Annotated in this window: 16 protein-coding genes and 2 tRNA genes; 9 read left to right on the plus strand and 9 right to left on the minus strand. The window is 67.1% G+C overall.

All coding sequences use genetic code 11. The features are described from left to right. Nucleotides 1-2 precede the first annotated feature (2 nt). Nucleotides 3-800 (plus strand): IclR family transcriptional regulator, encoded by a 798-nt coding sequence (locus ACODRZ_RS09555; protein ID WP_488968834.1) that lies wholly within the window; start codon nt 3-5, stop codon nt 798-800. Here the strand turns inward: ACODRZ_RS09555 and ACODRZ_RS09560 are convergent. Continuing rightward, a complete protein-coding gene (locus ACODRZ_RS09560; RefSeq protein WP_488968835.1) occupies nt 797-1,867 on the minus strand; it encodes a glycosyltransferase family 4 protein in 1,071 nt (356 codons plus the stop codon). The genes ACODRZ_RS09555 and ACODRZ_RS09560 overlap by 4 nt on opposite strands. Further along, nucleotides 1,864-2,769, minus strand: a complete 906-nt coding sequence (locus tag ACODRZ_RS09565) for a UDP-2,3-diacylglucosamine diphosphatase (protein WP_488968836.1) — start codon at nt 2,767-2,769, stop codon at nt 1,864-1,866. Before ACODRZ_RS09565 ends, ACODRZ_RS09560 begins: the two co-directional genes overlap by 4 nt. Nucleotides 2,770-3,030: 261 nt before the next feature. On the opposite strand from ACODRZ_RS09565, the gene ACODRZ_RS09570 reads away from it, so the two are divergent. Beyond that, nucleotides 3,031-3,705, plus strand: coding sequence for a response regulator transcription factor (locus ACODRZ_RS09570; protein ID WP_488968837.1), 675 nt, complete (start codon nt 3,031-3,033; stop codon nt 3,703-3,705). Nucleotides 3,706-3,801: 96 nt separating this feature from the next. Here the strand turns inward: ACODRZ_RS09570 and ACODRZ_RS09575 are convergent, their stop codons facing one another. Both ACODRZ_RS09575 and ACODRZ_RS09580 read right to left on the minus strand, forming a co-directional pair. Further along, nucleotides 3,802-4,410 carry an LON peptidase substrate-binding domain-containing protein gene (locus ACODRZ_RS09575; protein ID WP_488968838.1) on the minus strand — a complete coding sequence of 203 codons (609 nt, stop codon included), beginning with the start codon at nt 4,408-4,410 and terminating at the stop codon, nt 3,802-3,804. A gap of 5 nt (nt 4,411-4,415) precedes the next feature. Further along, nucleotides 4,416-5,318: a tetratricopeptide repeat protein gene (locus ACODRZ_RS09580; protein ID WP_488969141.1), complete on the minus strand. Its 903-nt coding sequence runs from the start codon at nt 5,316-5,318 to the stop codon at nt 4,416-4,418. Nucleotides 5,319-5,531: 213 nt separating this feature from the next. Here ACODRZ_RS09580 and ACODRZ_RS09585 point away from each other — a divergent pair. The 3 genes from ACODRZ_RS09585 to ACODRZ_RS09595 all read left to right on the plus strand — a co-directional run bounded on the left by ACODRZ_RS09585 (nt 5,532) and on the right by ACODRZ_RS09595 (nt 6,238). Beyond that, nucleotides 5,532-5,606: transfer RNA gene (locus ACODRZ_RS09585), tRNA-Gly, on the plus strand. 111 nt (nt 5,607-5,717) lie between these two features. After that, nucleotides 5,718-6,062, plus strand: coding sequence for a VanZ family protein (locus ACODRZ_RS09590; RefSeq protein WP_488968839.1), 345 nt, complete (start codon nt 5,718-5,720; stop codon nt 6,060-6,062). 101 nt (nt 6,063-6,163) lie between these two features. Then, nucleotides 6,164-6,238 (plus strand) — tRNA-Gly (locus tag ACODRZ_RS09595). A 225-nt stretch (nt 6,239-6,463) separates the two neighbouring features. Here the strand turns inward: ACODRZ_RS09595 and ACODRZ_RS09600 are convergent. Next, nucleotides 6,464-7,810: a TldD/PmbA family protein gene (locus ACODRZ_RS09600; RefSeq protein WP_488968840.1), complete on the minus strand. Its 1,347-nt coding sequence runs from the start codon at nt 7,808-7,810 to the stop codon at nt 6,464-6,466. Nucleotides 7,811-8,107: 297 nt separating this feature from the next. Then, nucleotides 8,108-8,479, minus strand: a complete 372-nt coding sequence (locus ACODRZ_RS09605) for a hypothetical protein (protein ID WP_488986195.1) — start codon at nt 8,477-8,479, stop codon at nt 8,108-8,110. A gap of 292 nt (nt 8,480-8,771) precedes the next feature. Between ACODRZ_RS09605 and lptB the strand changes: the two genes are divergently transcribed. The 3 genes from lptB to ACODRZ_RS09620 all read left to right on the plus strand — a co-directional run bounded on the left by lptB (nt 8,772) and on the right by ACODRZ_RS09620 (nt 11,984). Continuing rightward, complete coding sequence (lptB, locus tag ACODRZ_RS09610) at nt 8,772-9,557, plus strand: LPS export ABC transporter ATP-binding protein (RefSeq protein ID WP_488968842.1); 786 nt, start codon at nt 8,772-8,774, stop codon at nt 9,555-9,557. A 26-nt stretch (nt 9,558-9,583) separates the two neighbouring features. Next, complete coding sequence (gene rpoN, locus ACODRZ_RS09615; protein WP_488968843.1) at nt 9,584-11,116, plus strand: RNA polymerase factor sigma-54; 1,533 nt, start codon at nt 9,584-9,586, stop codon at nt 11,114-11,116. 181 nt (nt 11,117-11,297) lie between these two features. Further along, nucleotides 11,298-11,984, plus strand: coding sequence for an energy transducer TonB (locus ACODRZ_RS09620; protein WP_488968844.1), 687 nt, complete (start codon nt 11,298-11,300; stop codon nt 11,982-11,984). 299 nt (nt 11,985-12,283) lie between these two features. Here ACODRZ_RS09620 and dinB read toward each other — a convergent pair whose 3' ends face one another. Continuing rightward, a complete protein-coding gene (gene dinB, locus ACODRZ_RS09625; protein ID WP_488968845.1) occupies nt 12,284-13,411 on the minus strand; it encodes a DNA polymerase IV in 1,128 nt (375 codons plus the stop codon). A 92-nt stretch (nt 13,412-13,503) separates the two neighbouring features. Here dinB and ACODRZ_RS09630 point away from each other — a divergent pair, with 92 nt between their 5' ends. Beyond that, on the plus strand, nt 13,504-14,769 hold the full coding sequence (locus ACODRZ_RS09630; RefSeq protein ID WP_488968846.1) for a multidrug effflux MFS transporter: 1,266 nt from the start codon (nt 13,504-13,506) through the stop codon (nt 14,767-14,769). 18 nt (nt 14,770-14,787) lie between these two features. Here ACODRZ_RS09630 and ACODRZ_RS09635 read toward each other — a convergent pair whose 3' ends face one another. Further along, nucleotides 14,788-14,934, minus strand: coding sequence for a lmo0937 family membrane protein (locus tag ACODRZ_RS09635; protein ID WP_008829807.1), 147 nt, complete (start codon nt 14,932-14,934; stop codon nt 14,788-14,790). A gap of 268 nt (nt 14,935-15,202) precedes the next feature. Next, nucleotides 15,203-16,144, minus strand: coding sequence for a phytoene/squalene synthase family protein (locus ACODRZ_RS09640; protein ID WP_488968847.1), 942 nt, complete (start codon nt 16,142-16,144; stop codon nt 15,203-15,205). Nucleotides 16,145-16,199: the final 55 nt, after the last annotated feature.

Genomic DNA, 16,199 nt, shown 5'->3' on the forward strand with positions numbered 1-16,199 from the left:
GCGTGATCGAGGATGCGGAGAAGGACGGCGAGCGCCGGGGCGGTTCGCCGCAGTCGGTCACCCGGGTCATCCGCCTGCTCGAAGCGCTCTGCGTCAGCAGCGAGCCCGTGTCGCTGGCCGACCTCAGCCGCCGCCTGAGCACCCCCAAGAGCAGCCTCGCGGCGCTGCTGCGCGGGCTGGCGGACGAGGATTTCGTGGTGGCGACGGAAGGCGCGTGGCGGCTCGGGCCGGGGGCTTTCGGCCTCGGCAGCGCGCTGACCGAGGCGCGGCGACGGCTGCAGAGCTCCGATCTCGTGCGCGAGGGGCTGCGGCGGCTGGCGGCGCGCAGCGGGGAGACGGTGTTGCTGGCAGTCGGTGATCAGGACCACGGGATGATCACTTACGTCGATATGGTCGAGAGCAGCAACGTGGTGCGCTATTCGGTGTCGATCGGTGACCGGCGGCCGTTCTATGCGACGGCGGCGGGACGGGCGCTGCTGTCCACCTGTTCACCCACTGCGGTCGACGCATACCTGAAGCGCGTGACACCGGCGCGGCTGGCCCCCGGAACCGAGATCGATCCCGCCGTGCTTGGGCAGGCGGTGGAGCAGGCCCGCGCGGAGGGCTATGCGCAGACCGTGGATCAGGCCGCCGAGGGAGTCACCGGTACGGCGGCGGTGGTGCGCGATGCGGCGGGCGGTGTGGTCGGGGCTCTGGTGATCGCCGCGCCCAGCGCGCGTGCGGCGGGGCGTCTGGAAGACCTCGCCCGACTGGTGCGGGACGAGGCCGCCACGATCTCGCGCAGCCTGGGCTTCCTCTAAGCCGCCGACCTCAATCCGCGCTCGGCGTTTTCCAGCGCGCCTTCGATCGCGGCGAGGAACTGGTCCGTCGCGCGTTCCCACGAATAGAGCGAGCCCAGCGCTGCGGCGTCGGTCCGCTCCACCGTCAGCGCGCCTTCGACGGCGCGGGCGAGTGCAGTGTCGATCGCGCCTGCCGCCCAGCCGACGCGGTGGTCCACGCCCCGTCCGTCGGGGCCGAGAATGTCGATCGGGCCGGTGACCGGGAAGGCGGCCACCGGAGTGCCGCAGGCCAGCGCCTCGATGACGACGAGGCCGAAGGTGTCGGTGAGGCTCGGGAACACGAAGCAGTCGGCGCTGCGATAGGCGGAGGCCAGAGCCTCGCCCGACAATGCGCCGAGGAACAGGACGTGCGGATAGCGGCGGCGCAGATTGTCGAGCGCCGGGCCGTCACCCACGACGACCTTGCTGCCGGGCACGTCGAGGTCGAGGAACGCCTCAAGGTTCTTCTCCGGCGCGACGCGGCCGACGTTGAGCAGGACCGGGCCGGGAAGCGCGCTCATCTCTGCAAGGCGCGGGCCGTCGGGACGGAACAGCGCATGGTCGATGCCCCGGCTCCACGCGCGGGTGGGGCCGATGCCGCGCCCTTCGAGTTCGGCGGCAAGGCTGCGGGTGGAGACCATGACCGCCTGGCTCTGCGCGTGGAAGCGCTGCAGGATCGGCCAGAAATACTCGGCCGAAAGCCCGGTGCGTACCGCACAGTATTCCGGGAAGCGGGTGTGGAAGGCCGAAGTGAAGGGCACGCCGCGCGCGAGGCACCAGCCGCGCGCCGCCCAGCCGATCGGGCCTTCGGTGGCGATGTGGACGATCTCGGGCGCGGCCTTGTCGAGCATTCGGCGCACGCCGAAGCGTGGCGCCATCGCCAGCCGGATCGAGGCATAGCCCGGCATCGGCATCGTCAGGAAGCGGTCGGGGGTGATCGTCTCGACCTCGTGCCCACGGGCGGTGAGGTGTTCGACGGTCGAGGTGAGGGAGCGGACGACGCCGTTGACCTGCGGCAACCAGGCGTCGGTTGCCAGGGCCAGCTTCACGATACGGCCTCCGGGGCGGCTTCCTTGTCTGCGGCGTGCTCCTCGGCGGCCGTTTCGGCGATCGTGTGGCCGCCGGTTTCCTTGACCCAGTCGATCAGCGCCATGTGGCCAGTGAAGTCCTCCGCCAGCGCGGTGCAGCTTTCGACCCAGTCGCCATCGTTGTAATAGGTGATGCCGCCGAATTCGCGGATCTCGGCGCAGTGGATGTGGCCGCACACGACCCCGTCGAACCCGCGCGAGGTGGCTTCGGTGGCGACGGCTTCCTCGTAGCTGCCGATGAACTGGACGGCGTTCTTGACCTTCTTCTTCATGTAGGCCGAGAGCGACCAGTACGGCATGTGCAGGCGGCGGCGCACCGCGTTGAACACGATGTTGGCGCGCAGCAGCATCGAGTAGGCCTGGTCGCCCAGGAACGCGAGCCACTTGTGGTAGAGCACGACGCCGTCGAAGGCGTCGCCGTGCGTCACCAGCAGGCGGCGGCCGTCGACGGTGGTGTGCACGTGCTCCAGCGCCAGCTCGACCCCGCCGAAGCTGAGGCCCGCATAGTCACGCAGCATCTCGTCGTGGTTGCCGGCGATGAAGATCACGCGGGTGCCGCGATGCGCCATCTTGAGGATGCGGCGGACGACTTCGTTGTGCGCGTCGGGCCAGTACCAGCCCTTGCGCAGCCGCCAGCCGTCGACGATGTCGCCGACGAGATAGAGCGTCTCGCATTCGTGCGCGCGCAGGAAGTCGACCAGCATGTTCGCGTTGCAGCCGCGCGTGCCGAGGTGGATGTCCGAGATCCAGATCGTGCGGTATTTGCGTTTGGGGCGGAAGCCCTTGGGGTCGGGAAGGTCGAGCCAGGCGGGAATCCCGCTATTGTTGCCACGTCCGATGAAGTCTTCGATCTGCTCGCGCATGGTCGTTCGTCCCCAAATTCCCTGCGATTGCGCGGCCTATGACAGCGAGCCGTTGCGTCGGCGTGACGGTTGCAGGTCAATTCGATGACAAGTGCCAAGCGGCTTGTTGATAAGCGATATTTCCCGATTGTTTCCATCTTCGGGGCGGTCTTCGCGAATTCACCGCCATGTCACCGATATGTCACCGGGTCGTCACACTCGGGAGGCAAAAGCCGCGCGTACTCTGGGGCAGACTATCTCGAAAAGGCGGACAACGGGGCAATGCGGCGGATCGACATTTTGCTGGCGAGCGAACTTTCGGGTGGGCTCGCCCCGTTTCGGCATGACCAGTTCGATGTCGTGCTGCACCGCTGGACCGACTTCGCCGAGCTTCCGCTGATCGAGGGGGCCTTGTGGGTCTTCATAGACTGGGTGCTGCCCGAGATGTCCGGCCTCGAATTGTGCCGCCGCCTGCGCGCGGACAGCCTGACCGCCCATGCCCACGTGACCATGGTGCTGGAGGAGGACAACCAGGAAGACCGCAAGCGCGCGCTGCGCATGGGTGCGGACGACTACATGGTCGGCCCGCTGACGCGCAATGCCCTGCTGGACCGGGTGCTCGGCGCCAACCTTGGCGAGCAGGACAGCGCGGGCATCCGCGTCGTCACGCAGGGCGAACTGATGGTGGACGTCGCCGCGTTCCAGGCGCGCTTTCAGGGCAAGCCGATCTCGCTCATGCCCAACGAACTGCGCCTGCTGCGTTATTTCATCGAGCACCCCGGCCGCGTGTTCAGCCGGACGCAGCTGATCTCGGCGCTCGGCAAGCAGGAGCCGCCGGTGGACGAACGCACGGTGGACGTGTGGATCGGTCGTCTGCGCCGGGCGCTCAAAGGCGTGGGCGCGGGCAATCCGCTGCGCACGGTGCGCTCGCTGGGGTATGTGTTCGACGCGGTTTGATGCGTTTTTTCGTCATTGCGAGCGAAGCGAAGCAACCCAGGGCGGCGTAGTACTGCCCTGGGTTGCTTAGCTTCGCTCGCAATGACGAGGTGGAAGCTACTGCAACGTCGCACCGTCCTCGTCACCGTCACCGGCCCGGCCGAAGAACTGCATCAACTGCACCAGCAGTTCACACCGCGCGGAGAGCCCTGCAGCCTCCAGCAGAGCCTGCTTGGCGGCGGGATCGAACGGCGCGATCTGCGAGACGCCGTTGATCAGCGACATGTCATCGAGCCGTCCGACCTGGTCCCAGTCGACCACGTAGCCCTGCGCCTGCGCGAAGCGCTTTGCCTCGCGCTCGAAGCTGGCGCGCTCGATGGGCGCGAGCACTTCCTCCGGCTCCTCCAGCAGTTCCGCCTCGACCTGACGGAAAGGCGTGGTCACGTCGAGTTCGCGCAGGATGCGGAAGCGCTGTTCGCCGTCGAGGATGATGTTGAAGCGGCCGTCTTCCAGCGCCTCCACGTCGCCGATGCGGCCCACGCAACCGACCGCGAAGAGCGGGGCGCCCTCCACCTGCTTTTGCGGCTGGATCATGCCGATCCGCCGGTCGCGGGCGAGGGCGTCGCTCACCATCGCGCGGTAGCGCGGCTCGAAGATGTGGAGCGGCAGTTGCAGCCCCGGGTAGAGCACCGCGCCGGTCAGCGGGAAGATGGTGATCCGCGCCAACCGCGTCAGCCGAACAGGATCGTCGAGAGCTTGCGGCGGGTCGCCGAAACCCAGGGATCTTCCAGCCCGATCGCCTCGAAGATCTGCAGCAGCTTGGCCTTGGCCGCGCCCTCGTTCCACTCGCGGTCGGCGGCGATCATGCGCAGCAGGGTTTCGGCGGCACCGTCGCGTTCACAGGCGGCGAAGGCCGCGCCCGCGAAGGCGAACTGGGCTTCCATGTCGGCTGGACGCTCGGCGGCGGCGGCGCGCAGGGCGGCGAGTTCGCTGTCTTCGGGCTTGTCCTTGGCGAGCGCCAGCACGCCGCGGGCGCGCTCGACGTGCGGGTCGGTGGAGAGCGGCTCGCCCAGCGAATCGAGCACCTGCTCGCCTTCCTCGATACGGCCCGCAGCGACGAAGGCGCGGACGAGGCCGCCCAGCACTTCGCCATTATCGGGCGCCATTTCGAGGATCTGCATGAAGATGCTGGCGGCGCGTTCGCCGTCACCCTCTGCCAGCGCTTCCTCGCCCATGGCGATAAGCGGGGCGAGGTCGGGCGCGGGTTCGGCGCCGCCCGGCTGCACCGGCAGCTTGGCGAGCAACTGATCGAGCATGCCCTTCAGCTGCGATTCGGTGCGCGCGCTGGTGAGGTCGGCCACCGGCTGGCCCTGGAAGATCGCGTAGACGGTCGGGATCGACTGCACGCGGAACTGCGCGGCGATGAACTGCTCCTCGTCCACGTTGACCTTGGCAAGGATCACGCCCTTGTCGGCGTATTCGGCGGCGACCTTTTCCAGCACCGGGGTCAGCGCCTTGCAGGGGCCGCACCATTCCGCCCAGAAGTCGAGGATCACCAGCTGGGTCATCGAAGGTTCGGCGACCGCCTTGCGGAACCGGTCCACGGCCTTCTGTTCGTCGAGGTTGAGACCCATGCTGGCCAAGATTCGTGCTCCGCTTGCGAAAAATCAGATACCTAGATTGGCCTTTCGCGCGCGTTTGTGAAGGGAGAATGCGCCAATTCGGCCCGTTTCCGAGGCTGTCGCAAAAACTTTGCTTTTTGTGCTTGCCGACCCTCCGAACCGCTGCTAGTGGGCCGCCTCCACAACGGACGGGCCGCTTTCCAGCAGGCCATCCGAAACGCCAGAGCGGGCGTAGCTCAGTGGTAGAGCACAACCTTGCCAAGGTTGGGGTCGAGGGTTCGAATCCCTTCGCCCGCTCCAGTCTTCCCATAGCGTGAGAATACCTCCTTTCGGGGACCGACCGCATCATGCGGGTGCGGGGCCGGGCAAGTTCAGTTTGAATTTGCTGCGGCGCATCACGATAGTGGCATCATGCTGAACCTGTTTCGAATCCTGTTCTGGCTGGCGCTCGTCTTCGCCGTCACGATGGCCGTGCTGCCGCATCCCCCGCAGTTTCCCGGCGAGCCGAGCGACAAGTTCCAGCACATGATGGCCTTTTCGACTCTCGCAGTGCTGGGTGTGCTGGGCTACCCGCGCGTGCCCAAGGCCGTGATCGCGGTCGGGCTGGTGCTGCTCGGCGCCGGAATCGAACTGGTGCAGATGATTCCCGCACTCCATCGCGATGCGGAGGTCATGGACCTCGTCGCGGACACCTTCGCGATCCTCGTGATGCTTGGCGTGGTGAGCCTTGCGCTGGGCCTTCGCAAGCTTCGGTAAAATTTGTGACGGGAGGCTCTTGCAGAGGTCGCGAACCGCTGCTAGTGGCCCCTCCACCCGGACGGAAGCGGTCTTCATCGCACTGTCCGCCAAACGCCAGAGCGGGCGTAGCTCAGTGGTAGAGCACAACCTTGCCAAGGTTGGGGTCGAGGGTTCGAATCCCTTCGCCCGCTCCAGTTTGCTTTTTCAGACATTGTTGGTGCAAGTAGCGATCAAGCGCTCTGCAGCGCGGCATTTCGTCTATAAGCCCGTCATCCCTGCGAAGGCTGGGACCGCTGGCCCGTTACGGCCAACTATCGTCAGGGCATCCGAACGAGAGTTGGGCTTTTCACGGCCAGCGGTCCCAGCTTTCGCTGGGATGACGGGGTTTGTTTGAGGCGTTGATGCGCGCGGCGAGGGAATCAATCCCCCGCCACGGTCATCCCGTCCACGCGCAAGGTCGGCACGTTGATCGCGCGGTGCCATTCGAGGTCGTTCGCCGCCGTCAGCTGCGCGAACATGCGTAGGAGGTTGCCCGCGACGGTGAACTCCGCCACCGGCCCGGCCAGTTCGCCATCGACGATGCGGAAGCCCGCCGCGCCGCGGCTGTAGTCGCCCGTCACCCCGTTGACACCCTGACCGATCAGCTCGGTCACGTAGACGCCGTCCCTCACGTCGGCCATCAGTTCGGCCGGAGACAAAGTCCCCGCCGCGAGGTGGACGTTGCCGGTCGACACGCCCGGCGCGCCGCCGCCGTTGCGCGCGGCATGGCCGGTCGGCGCGAGGTTCAGCTGGCGCGCCGAGGCCGAATCGAGCAGCCAGCCGGTCAGCCGTCCGTCCTCGATAATGTCGCGCGCCGAAGTGGCCAGACCCTCGCCGTCGAAGGGGCGCGAGCGCAGGCCGCGCGGGGTGTGCGGTTCGTCGACGATGAGGATGCCGGGAGCGAAGATCTGCTCACCCAGCTTTTCGAGAAGGAAGCTGGAACGCCGCGCGATGGCGCTGCCGGTGATCGCGCCGAGCAGGTGGCCGACCAGCGAACTGGACACGCGCGGATCGAAGATCACCGGCATGGCGCCGCTCTTGAGCTTGCCCGAGCCGAGCTTGGCGACGGTGCGTTCCCCGGCAAGGCGGCCGATCTCGGCGGGGGAGGGCAGGTCGGCATGATGGTGCGTGCTGCGCCAGGCGTTGTCGCGCTGCTTGTCCGAACCCTCGCCGCCGACCACCGAGGCGCTCAGCGAATGGCTGGTCGAGCCGTAGGCGCCGGAAAAGCCGTGGCTGGTGGTGAGCGCGAAGACGCCGTGGCCGAAGCTGGCGGTGCCGCCGTCGGAATTGGTGGTGCCGGTGACGGCGCGCGCGGCGTCCTCGGCTTCCAGCGCGGCTTCGCGCAGGGCCTCGGGGCTGGGTTCGTGCGCGTCGATCAGGTCGAGCTCGGGCCAGGGGCCGCGCGTCAGCAGTTCATCGGGGGCTAGGCCGGCATAGGCGTCCTCGGGCGCGGCGCGGGCCATGTCGATGGCGCGGGCGGCCAGTTCGTCGAGGGCTGCGGGGGAGAGGTCGGACGAGCCGATGCTGGCCGAGCGCTTGCCCACGAAGACACGCAGCGCGATGTGCTCGCTTTCGGAGCGCTCGACGTCCTCCAGCTTGCCGAGGCGGACCTGGATGCCTTCGGAGGAGCTGGCGCCATAGACCGCATCGGCGGTCTCGGCCCCGGCGCGGCGCGCGCGCTCCACGAGGTCAAGCGCGCGGTCCCTTGCCTGATCCGGACTGAGCATGACCTGTGAAACTCCCGATAAAAAGCCGATATTGCGGCCTTGCCCTAGTCGCCGTGGGGGCGAAGGGCAAACGGGAGTTATCCGCGCGCTCGTCTTTGCAGGGGCGTCTCATATGACGTTTCGGTTCCGCGCCCCGTCATCCTGAACTTGTTTCAGGATCCATCGGGCAGCTTTACCGGAGGGCTGATGTCGCCATCGGCCCTCTCGGTTCGTAGCGGCAGAGCACCGAGCGTGCGGCGCGATGGACCCTGAAACAAGTTCAGGGTGACGAAAGAAAGGAAGGAGTGGATACCGGTTTCAGGCGAAGAGCAGCGCCAGTCCCTTGAACAGGGCGGTGAGGGCAAACGGCAGGCCGATCGCCAGCAGCCACAGCGCCAGCCGGTCGCGCCGGTAGTAAGGCGCGAGCGCGGGGTCGTGTGCCTGTTCGTCGGTCAGGCGGTTCCAGCGCGATTCGAAGCGGCGGCAGGCGGGGATGATCGCGACGACGAGGATCACCAGCGCGAAGTACGGCAGCAGCGAGCCGCCGTGCGCCTTGAGTGCGCCGATCGTCACGAAGATCTGCAGCGCGGTATACGCGAGCAATGCGTAAGCGATGTGGTCGCTCATCTTGCGGCGCCAGTCGTTCGGCGCCGGACCCGCATGAGGGTGGGTGTGCGGCGAATCCGTCATGGGTGCGCCGTATGACCCCGAGTGCGACACCTCGGGGTGGGAACTGGAACCTCGCACCGGTTGGTGCGCTGCATGGTCCGTCATCCTGTCCATAAGGGCGATTCTCCTCGTCCTCTTGGTAATGAGTACATCACTGAAAGCGGTTCATGACAAGTTCAGTTCCATTTTCCGCAATTGCGAAGGGCTCTCCTATGGGAATTCCCCCGAGTCATGCACGAAACCTGCCAAGTGCATCATCTAAGCGGAAATGCCGTCTTGCGGGGGCGTGCCTCACTGCGGTAAGTGCCCGGCGATGACGGCAGAAATTCAGCAGGATCACGGGCCAGCAGCCACCGACTCCGCAATTCTGGCGGAGCGTGGCGGGCTTGAGGTCATCTCGATCGCCAAGAGCTACGACAAGCGCGCGGTGCTCACCGACATTTCGCTTTCGGTCGCGAAGGGCGAAGTGCTGGGCCTGCTCGGGCCGAACGGCGCGGGCAAGACGACGTGCTTCTACTCGATCATGGGGCTGGTCCGGCCGGACTCCGGGCGCATCCTGATGGACGGCGTCGACGTGACGCGCCTGCCGATGTACCGCCGCGCGATCCTCGGCCTTGGCTATCTGCCGCAGGAAACCTCGATCTTTCGCGGCATGACGGTGGAGCAGAACATCGGCGCGGTGCTCGAACTGAACGAGCCCGATCGCGACGTGCGCCAGGCGGAACTCGACCGTCTGCTCGAGGAATTCGGCCTGACGCGGCTGCGCTCCAGCCCGGCGATGGCGCTCTCGGGCGGTGAACGCCGCCGCTGCGAGATTGCCCGCGCGCTGGCCGCCAAGCCCTCGATCATGCTGCTGGACGAGCCGTTCGCGGGCATCGATCCGCTGTCGATCTCGGACATTCGCGACCTCGTGCGCGATCTCAAGACGCGCGGCATCGGCGTGCTGATCACCGACCACAACGTGCGCGAGACGCTCGACATCGTCGACCGCGCCTGCATCATCTATGGCGGTCAGGTGCTCTTCGCCGGCAGCCCCGAGGCGCTGGTGGCGGACGAGAACGTGCGGCGGCTCTATCTGGGCGAAGGCTTCACGTTGTGACGCGGTTCTTCCCGGGCCTCTGATCCATGGCTCTGGGGCCACGCCTGGATCTCAGGCAGAGCCAGTCGCTGGTGATGACGCCGCAGCTTCAGCAGGCGATCAAGCTGCTGGCGCTGTCCAACCTCGAGATTGAAACCTTCATTGGCGAGGCGCTCGACGCCAATCCGCTGCTCGACGCCGGTTCGCCCGATTCGGTGGCTTCGCCGCCTGCTGTCGAGACGGTGGAGGCCGCGCCCGACGCGCGTGTCACCACACTGGAAACCTCCGGCGTCGATCGGCTGATCGGCGAGGGGCGCGGGGCCGACGACCGCCCGCTCGATATCGATTCCGCCGCCCTTGACCGTGATCGCGACACCGGCGACGGGGCCATGCGCGACGAAGCCGCCTGGGGCGCCGATTTACGGCTCGGCGGCGGCGAGGACGGTCCCGGCATCGACGATCGCGCCGCGCACGGCGGCACCTTGTCCGAACACCTCGAGGCCCAGGTCGGCGCGGCGGCGCGGGATGCCTTCACCGAGGGCGTCGCACGCTACATCATCGGCCAGCTCGACGAGGCGGGTTATCTGCCGGTCAGCCTGTCCGAACTCGCGGGAGATCTCGGCGTGGAGCCTGCCGAGATGGAGGAGGGGCTGGCGCTGGTCCAGTCGCTCGATCCGACCGGCGTCGGTGCGCGTTCGCTGTCGGAGTGTATCGCCCTGCAGGCGCGCGAGGCGGATCGCTACGATCCGCTGATGGCCAAGATGATCGACAACCTCGATCTGCTCGCCAAGGGCGAACTGCCCCGGCTCAAGCGCATCTGCGGGGTGGACGACGAGGATTTCGCCGACATGCTGGCTGAACTGCGCGGCTATGACCCCAAGCCCGGCCTGCGCTTCGGCGGCGAGCCGAGCGGCGCGGTGACTCCCGACATCCTCGTGACGCCGCGCCCCGAAGTCGATGGCAAGCCGGGCGGCTGGGACGTGGCGATCAATCAGGCGACGCTGCCGCGCCTGATCGTCAATCGCGGCTACTACGTGGAGTTGAAGGGCGAGTGCGACGACAAGGCCTCGCGCGCGTGGCTGTCGGACAAGCTGGCGGATGCGAACTGGCTGATCAAGGCGCTCGACCAGCGGCAGAAGACCATACTCAAGGTCGCGGCCGAACTGGTGAAGCAGCAGGAAGGCTTCTTCCGCAATGGCGTCTCGCACCTCAGGCCGCTGACCCTGCGTGCGGTGGCGGAGGCGATTTCGATGCACGAATCGACCGTCAGCCGCGTCACCTCGAACAAGTTCCTCAACTGTCCGCGCGGCACTTACGAGCTGAAGTATTTCTTCAGCTCCGGCGTTGCCTCGGCGGACGGCGAGGGCGGTGCTTCGGCCGAAGCGGTGAAGGCCGCGATTCGCCAGCTCATCGACGCCGAGGACCCCAAGGCGATCCTGTCCGACGATGCGCTGGTGGAACTGCTCAAGGGCAAGGGTTTCGAACTCGCCCGGCGCACCGTCGCCAAGTATCGCGAGGCGATCGGGCTGGGCAGTTCGGTGCAGCGGCGCCGTCAAAAGGCCCTTGCGGGAGCGCGTTGATTTTGCGCCATGTTGCGGCACGGCACGACCTAACCATGGTGATCATGTGGGCGCACCATTAAATACTTGGCATGGTTAGTAAAAAGTAATTTCCAAGAATAGTGGCTGTGGTATCTTCCAGATGACCGGTGCCGTACCTGCGGTGAACGGCAGGATGCGGGCCGCTGTTGAGGAGAAGCCCATGTCTTATGTCGACGGGAATTCCGGAAGTACACGCAAGGCCCTGACTGGCGGTGTCGTCGTCCTGATCCAAGGCGGTCTGGCACTGGCGCTGATCAACGGTTTCGCGGTGACCTTCTTCGAAAAGAAGGAGCCTCCGCGCCTTGCCAGCGAGTTCTTTCCCACCAAGCCCGTCACCCCCGACTTGCCGCCGCCTCCGACCGCAGAGCCGGACCAGAAGCTGGTGCGCGACACGCCGATCGCCGCGCCCGTACCGCGCATGGAGATCACGCCAAAGGCCGCGATCACCGGCGTTACCGTCGATCCGATACCGGTCAGCGGCGCCACCGAGTTCAGCAGTGACTTCGTGCTGCCCTCGACCGTGCCGAGCGAACCGGCAGCGCGTTTCACGTCCAAGGTCGCCCGGCCGCGCGGCAACGTCGCGGGCTGGGTCACCACTGCGGACTACCCGACCGCCGACATTCGCGCGGGCAACGCCGGGACGGTGCGCTTCCGCCTCGCCATCGACGCGGATGGCCGGGTGTCGGGCTGCACGGTCACGCAGTCGAGCGGCTTTGCGGGGCTGGACGCCGCGACCTGCCGCAACGTGACGCGGCGCGCGCGCTTCGATGCCGCGAGCGATGCCACCGGCGGCAAAGTCGCCGGGACGTATGACGGGACCATCCGCTGGGTGATCCCGAACGATTGAGCCTTTGGCGGCCCTCGGGTCGCCCGGCCGGAGTACGGCTCGTTCCGCCAACCAGAGAGCCGGCTCCGGCCGTCAGTTTTTGGCGGGAACTTGTGAGGCTTGCGCGGGTTTAGAGGCTGTGTCCCCGGTCAAGGGCGGTCCTCAGGGGCCGCCCTTCCATTTTTGGGGCCGTTTATCCTCCCTGTCGCGCAGCGATGGGGAGGGGGCAGCCCGCAGGGCTGACGGAGGGGTTTCTCCCCCTCCACCACTCGCTACGCGAGCGGTCCCCCTCCCCATTGCTTCGCAACAGGGAGGATTCTTCATAACAGTGACAACTGCCCGTCATTCGCGGGCCGCGCATTCTCCTCTCGCTGCTCCAGCGCTGAGAGCGTCAGGCCCATCAGGCGGATCGGCTGGGGCAGGGGCAAGTGGTCCTCCAGCAGCGCATGGCCGATCGCCGAGAATTCCGCCTTGTCGGTGACGAAATGATGGAGCGACCGTGCGCGGGTGAGGGTCTGGAAATCGGCGTAGCGCAGCTTCATCGTCACCGTCCGGCCGCGCGCGCCGGACCGTTCGATGCGTTCCCACACCACGTCGACGATGTGGTCCATGGTCTCGCGCAGGGCCACCGGGTCCTCGATGTTCTCGAAGAAGGTGCGCTCGCCGCCGACCGACTTGCGCGGGCGGTCGGCGCGGACCTGGCGCAAGTCCACGCCCCGCGCGGCGCGGAACAGGTATTCGGCGAAGCTGCCGAAGTTGGCGCGCAGGAATGCTAGGTCCTTGGCGGCGAGGTCGGCACCGGTCTCGATGCCGAGGCGCGCCATCTTCTCCGCCCCGCGCGGGCCGACGCCATGGAAGCGCCGCACCGGGAGCCCGGCCACGAATTGCGCGCCCTCGCCGGGGCGGATGACGCACAGGCCGTCGGGCTTGTTCTGGTCGCTGGCGAGCTTGGCGAGGAACTTGTTGTAGGACACCCCGGCGCTGGCGGTCAGTTGCGTGTCGGCCTTGATCCGGCGGCGGATTTCCTGCGCGATGCGGGTGGCCGAGCCGATGCCCTTGAGGTCGGCGGTGACGTCGAGATAGGCCTCATCGAGCGATAACGGTTCGACATGGGGGGTATAGTCGAGGAAGATCGCGCGGATCTGCTGGCTGACCTCGCGGTAGACCTCGAAGCGCGGCTTGCGGAAGATCAGGTCCGGGCACAGTCGCACCGCGCGGGAGGAAGGCATCGCCGAGCGGACGCCGAACTTGCGCGCCTCATAGCTCGCCGCCGCCACCACGCCGCGCCCGGACGAGCCGCCGACCGCCACCGGCAGGCCGCGTATCGAGGGATCGTCGCGCTGTTCGACGCTGGCGTAGAAGGCGTCCATGTCGACGTGGATGATCTTGCGCAGGCCGTCGGCCTCGTCCTCTCCCGATCCGGGGCGATGATCGTCCTGCGAAAACATGTGCACATCATATAGCGCCGTTCGGGCCGAATGCGCCATCCGGAGCCGGATTTCACTGGCCATCCAATGCCAAGTGCGGCATGCGCCAGCGCATGACCTCCCCCGCACCACGCTCCGACAAGTTCCCGATGGGTGAGCTCGAATTCGTCGTCATGATGGCTTCGTTCCAGGCCCTGCAGGCGCTGGCGATCGATGTCATGCTGCCCGCGCTGGGCGCGATCAGCACCGACCTGCACTTGTCCGACCCCAACCAGCGGCAGCTGATCGTGGGCGTGTTCCTGATCTGCTCGGGGTTTGGCTCGCTGTTCCCGGGGGCGCTGGCGGACCGTTTCGGGCGTCGTCCCGTCGTGCTGGCGGCGATCACGACTTACGTGCTGCTCTCCATGGTCTGTGCGGTTTCGGCCAGTTTCGAGCTGCTGCTGATCGCGCGCGGGGTGATGGGATTCGTGACCTCGGCGATGATCGTCATGCCTATGACGATCCTGCGCGACCGGTTCGAGGGCGACCGCATGGCGCGCAGCCAGTCGCTGATCGCGATGACTTTCATGGTCGTGCCGATGATCGCGCCGATGCTGGGCCAGACGGTGCTGCTGTTCGCGGGGTGGCGCTGGATCTTCGGGATCATGGGCGGCCTTGCCGCCTGCGTCTTCGCCTGGGCCTGGCTTCGCCTGCCCGAGACGCTGCATCCCGATTTCCGCCAGCCGGTGCGGCTGGGCGTGATCGCGGGGAACATGGGGCTGGCGCTGAAGGAGCGGGCCTCGCTCGGCTACTTCCTCGGCGCGGCCTTCGTGCAGGGGGCGCTGTTCGGCTATATCAACAGCGCGCAGCAGCTGGTGGGCGAGCACTTCGGGGCGGGGACGATGTTCCCGGTGATCTTCGGCTGCATGGCGCTGGTCATGGCCTGCACCAACTTCGCCAATGCCCGCATCGTCGAGCGGTTCGGCGCGCGGCGCGTTTCGCATGCGGCGCTGCTGGGCTATATCCTGCTGGGCGGTATCCACCTCGTACTCGCGATGCGGGGCGAGGGGCTGTGGACCTTCCTGCCGCTGATGACGCTGTCGATGTGCATGCTCAGCTTCATCGGTTCGAACTTCCAGGCGATCTCGCTGCAGCCTTTCGCGCGGATCGCGGGGGCGGCGGCATCGGTCATGGCTTTCGTGCGGATGGTGCTGGGGGCGACGCTGGGGTCGCTGATCGGGCAGGCCTACGACGGCACCGCGCGGCCGATCATGGCGGCCATGGTGATCTGCGGGCTCATCGCGCTGGTGCTGGTGCTCTATTCGGAAGGCGGGCGGCTGTTCCGCCGTCTCAACCCGCCGGAGTATTACCGCAATGCGCCTCCGCCAGTGGGTCACTGACGGGGCGCTCGCGCTTTTCTATACCCTGCGGCCGCGGAACAGCTGAACGAGGCCGACGACGATCGCGATAACCAGCAGCACGTGGATCAGCGCGCTGGAAACATGGAACACGACGAAGCCAAGCAGCCAGAGCACGATGAGGATGGCGGCGATGGTGAATAGCATGGACGTAGCTCCCGAGAGTTGTGTGCGGGAGTAACGCCGGGCGCTGGGGATTTGTTTCCGGTCTATTGCTTAGGGTGTGGTGAGGCGGGATTGCCTTATCCACTCCGTCACCCTGAACTTGTTTCAGGGTCCATGGGGCGGTTGGTGCCGGAGCGTTGTGTTGCCAACGGCGCCCTCGGTTTGCGGATCATGCCACAGGGCTCTCGGCCTGATGGACCCTGAAACAAGTTCAGGGTGACGATGTAGTTGGGGTGAGGTTGCGCTTGAATCAGTTCGACCGCCGCGCCGCCAGTTCGCGGCGCGACGGCTTCGGCACGGCAGCGGGCACGGGCACGCGCCGGGCCTCGAAGAAAGCGCTCGCGATCAAGCGCAGCTTTTGCGGCATGCTCACCCGCGCGCGGTGGTCCCATGCGTGGGCGCCGAGGCGTTCCACCTCCCGCGCGATGCCGCCGTAGATGCCTGCCGCCGAGAGCACGGCCCAGCGCTGCCGGAACGCCAGCCTTGCCGCGCCGACGCGGGCCGAGGCCTCGTAGTCGCGCGCCATCGCGCAGGCGCGCGCGACTTGCGGCACGAGGGCGTGGCGATAGTGCGGCTTGGTGATCTCGCCGGGGGGGATGTCGGCCTCCACCAGCCACTCGACCGGCAGGTAGCAGCGGCCGTTGGCGTCGTCCTCCCACACGTCGCGCACGATGTTGGCGAGTTGGAAGGCGATGCCGAGGTCGCAGGCGCGGTCGAGCGTGTCCTCGTCGTCGGCGGACACGCCCATGACGGCGGCCATCATCACCCCCACCGCGCCCGCCACGTGGTAGCAGTAGCGCAGCATGTCGGTCTCGGAGCGCGGGCGCCATTCGGCGGCGTCGAGCGCGAAACCGGCGAGCACGTCCTCGACCATGGCGGGGGTGATCGGCGTTTCGCGCATCAGCTGCCCCAGTGCGTCGAACGCGGGCGAGCCGGTCGCCTCCCCGGCCATCGCCAGTTCGGTGAGGGTGCGGATCGTCGCGAGGCGCGATTCGGGGTCGAGCTTGCCGGGGATCGACATGCCGCCATGATCCTGCTCGTCGGCGATGTCGTCGCAGGCGCGGCACCAGGCGTAGAGCAGCCAGACCCGCTCGCGCGTCTCGCGGTCGAACAGGCGGCTGGCGGCGGCGAAGCTCTTCGACCCGAGGCGGATGGACTCGCGCGCCTCGGCGACGAGGGCGGCGCGGTTCATGCTTCGACAAGCTCAGCATGAGCGGAGGGGGCAGTTCCGAAACGGTTCTTGCTCA

Source organism: Novosphingobium sp. FG90 (assembly GCF_057808725.1).

Coding starts and splice junctions, on each gene's coding strand:
- rpoN (WP_488968843.1), top strand. CDS start 9,584: ATGGCTCTGGGGCCACGCCTGGATCTCAGGCAGAGCCAGTCGCTGGTG.
- ACODRZ_RS09635 (WP_008829807.1), bottom strand. CDS start 14,934: ATGCTATTCACCATCGCCGCCATCCTCATCGTGCTCTGGCTGCTTGGC.
- ACODRZ_RS09570 (WP_488968837.1), top strand. CDS start 3,031: ATGCGGCGGATCGACATTTTGCTGGCGAGCGAACTTTCGGGTGGGCTC.
- ACODRZ_RS09640 (WP_488968847.1), bottom strand. CDS start 16,144: ATGAACCGCGCCGCCCTCGTCGCCGAGGCGCGCGAGTCCATCCGCCTC.
- ACODRZ_RS09605 (WP_488986195.1), bottom strand. CDS start 8,479: ATGACGGATTCGCCGCACACCCACCCTCATGCGGGTCCGGCGCCGAAC.
- ACODRZ_RS09590 (WP_488968839.1), top strand. CDS start 5,718: ATGCTGAACCTGTTTCGAATCCTGTTCTGGCTGGCGCTCGTCTTCGCC.
- ACODRZ_RS09600 (WP_488968840.1), bottom strand. CDS start 7,810: ATGCTCAGTCCGGATCAGGCAAGGGACCGCGCGCTTGACCTCGTGGAG.
- ACODRZ_RS09565 (WP_488968836.1), bottom strand. CDS start 2,769: ATGCGCGAGCAGATCGAAGACTTCATCGGACGTGGCAACAATAGCGGG.
- ACODRZ_RS09630 (WP_488968846.1), top strand. CDS start 13,504: ATGACCTCCCCCGCACCACGCTCCGACAAGTTCCCGATGGGTGAGCTC.
- ACODRZ_RS09620 (WP_488968844.1), top strand. CDS start 11,298: ATGTCTTATGTCGACGGGAATTCCGGAAGTACACGCAAGGCCCTGACT.
- ACODRZ_RS09580 (WP_488969141.1), bottom strand. CDS start 5,318: ATGGGTCTCAACCTCGACGAACAGAAGGCCGTGGACCGGTTCCGCAAG.
- dinB (WP_488968845.1), bottom strand. CDS start 13,411: ATGTTTTCGCAGGACGATCATCGCCCCGGATCGGGAGAGGACGAGGCC.
- lptB (WP_488968842.1), top strand. CDS start 8,772: ATGACGGCAGAAATTCAGCAGGATCACGGGCCAGCAGCCACCGACTCC.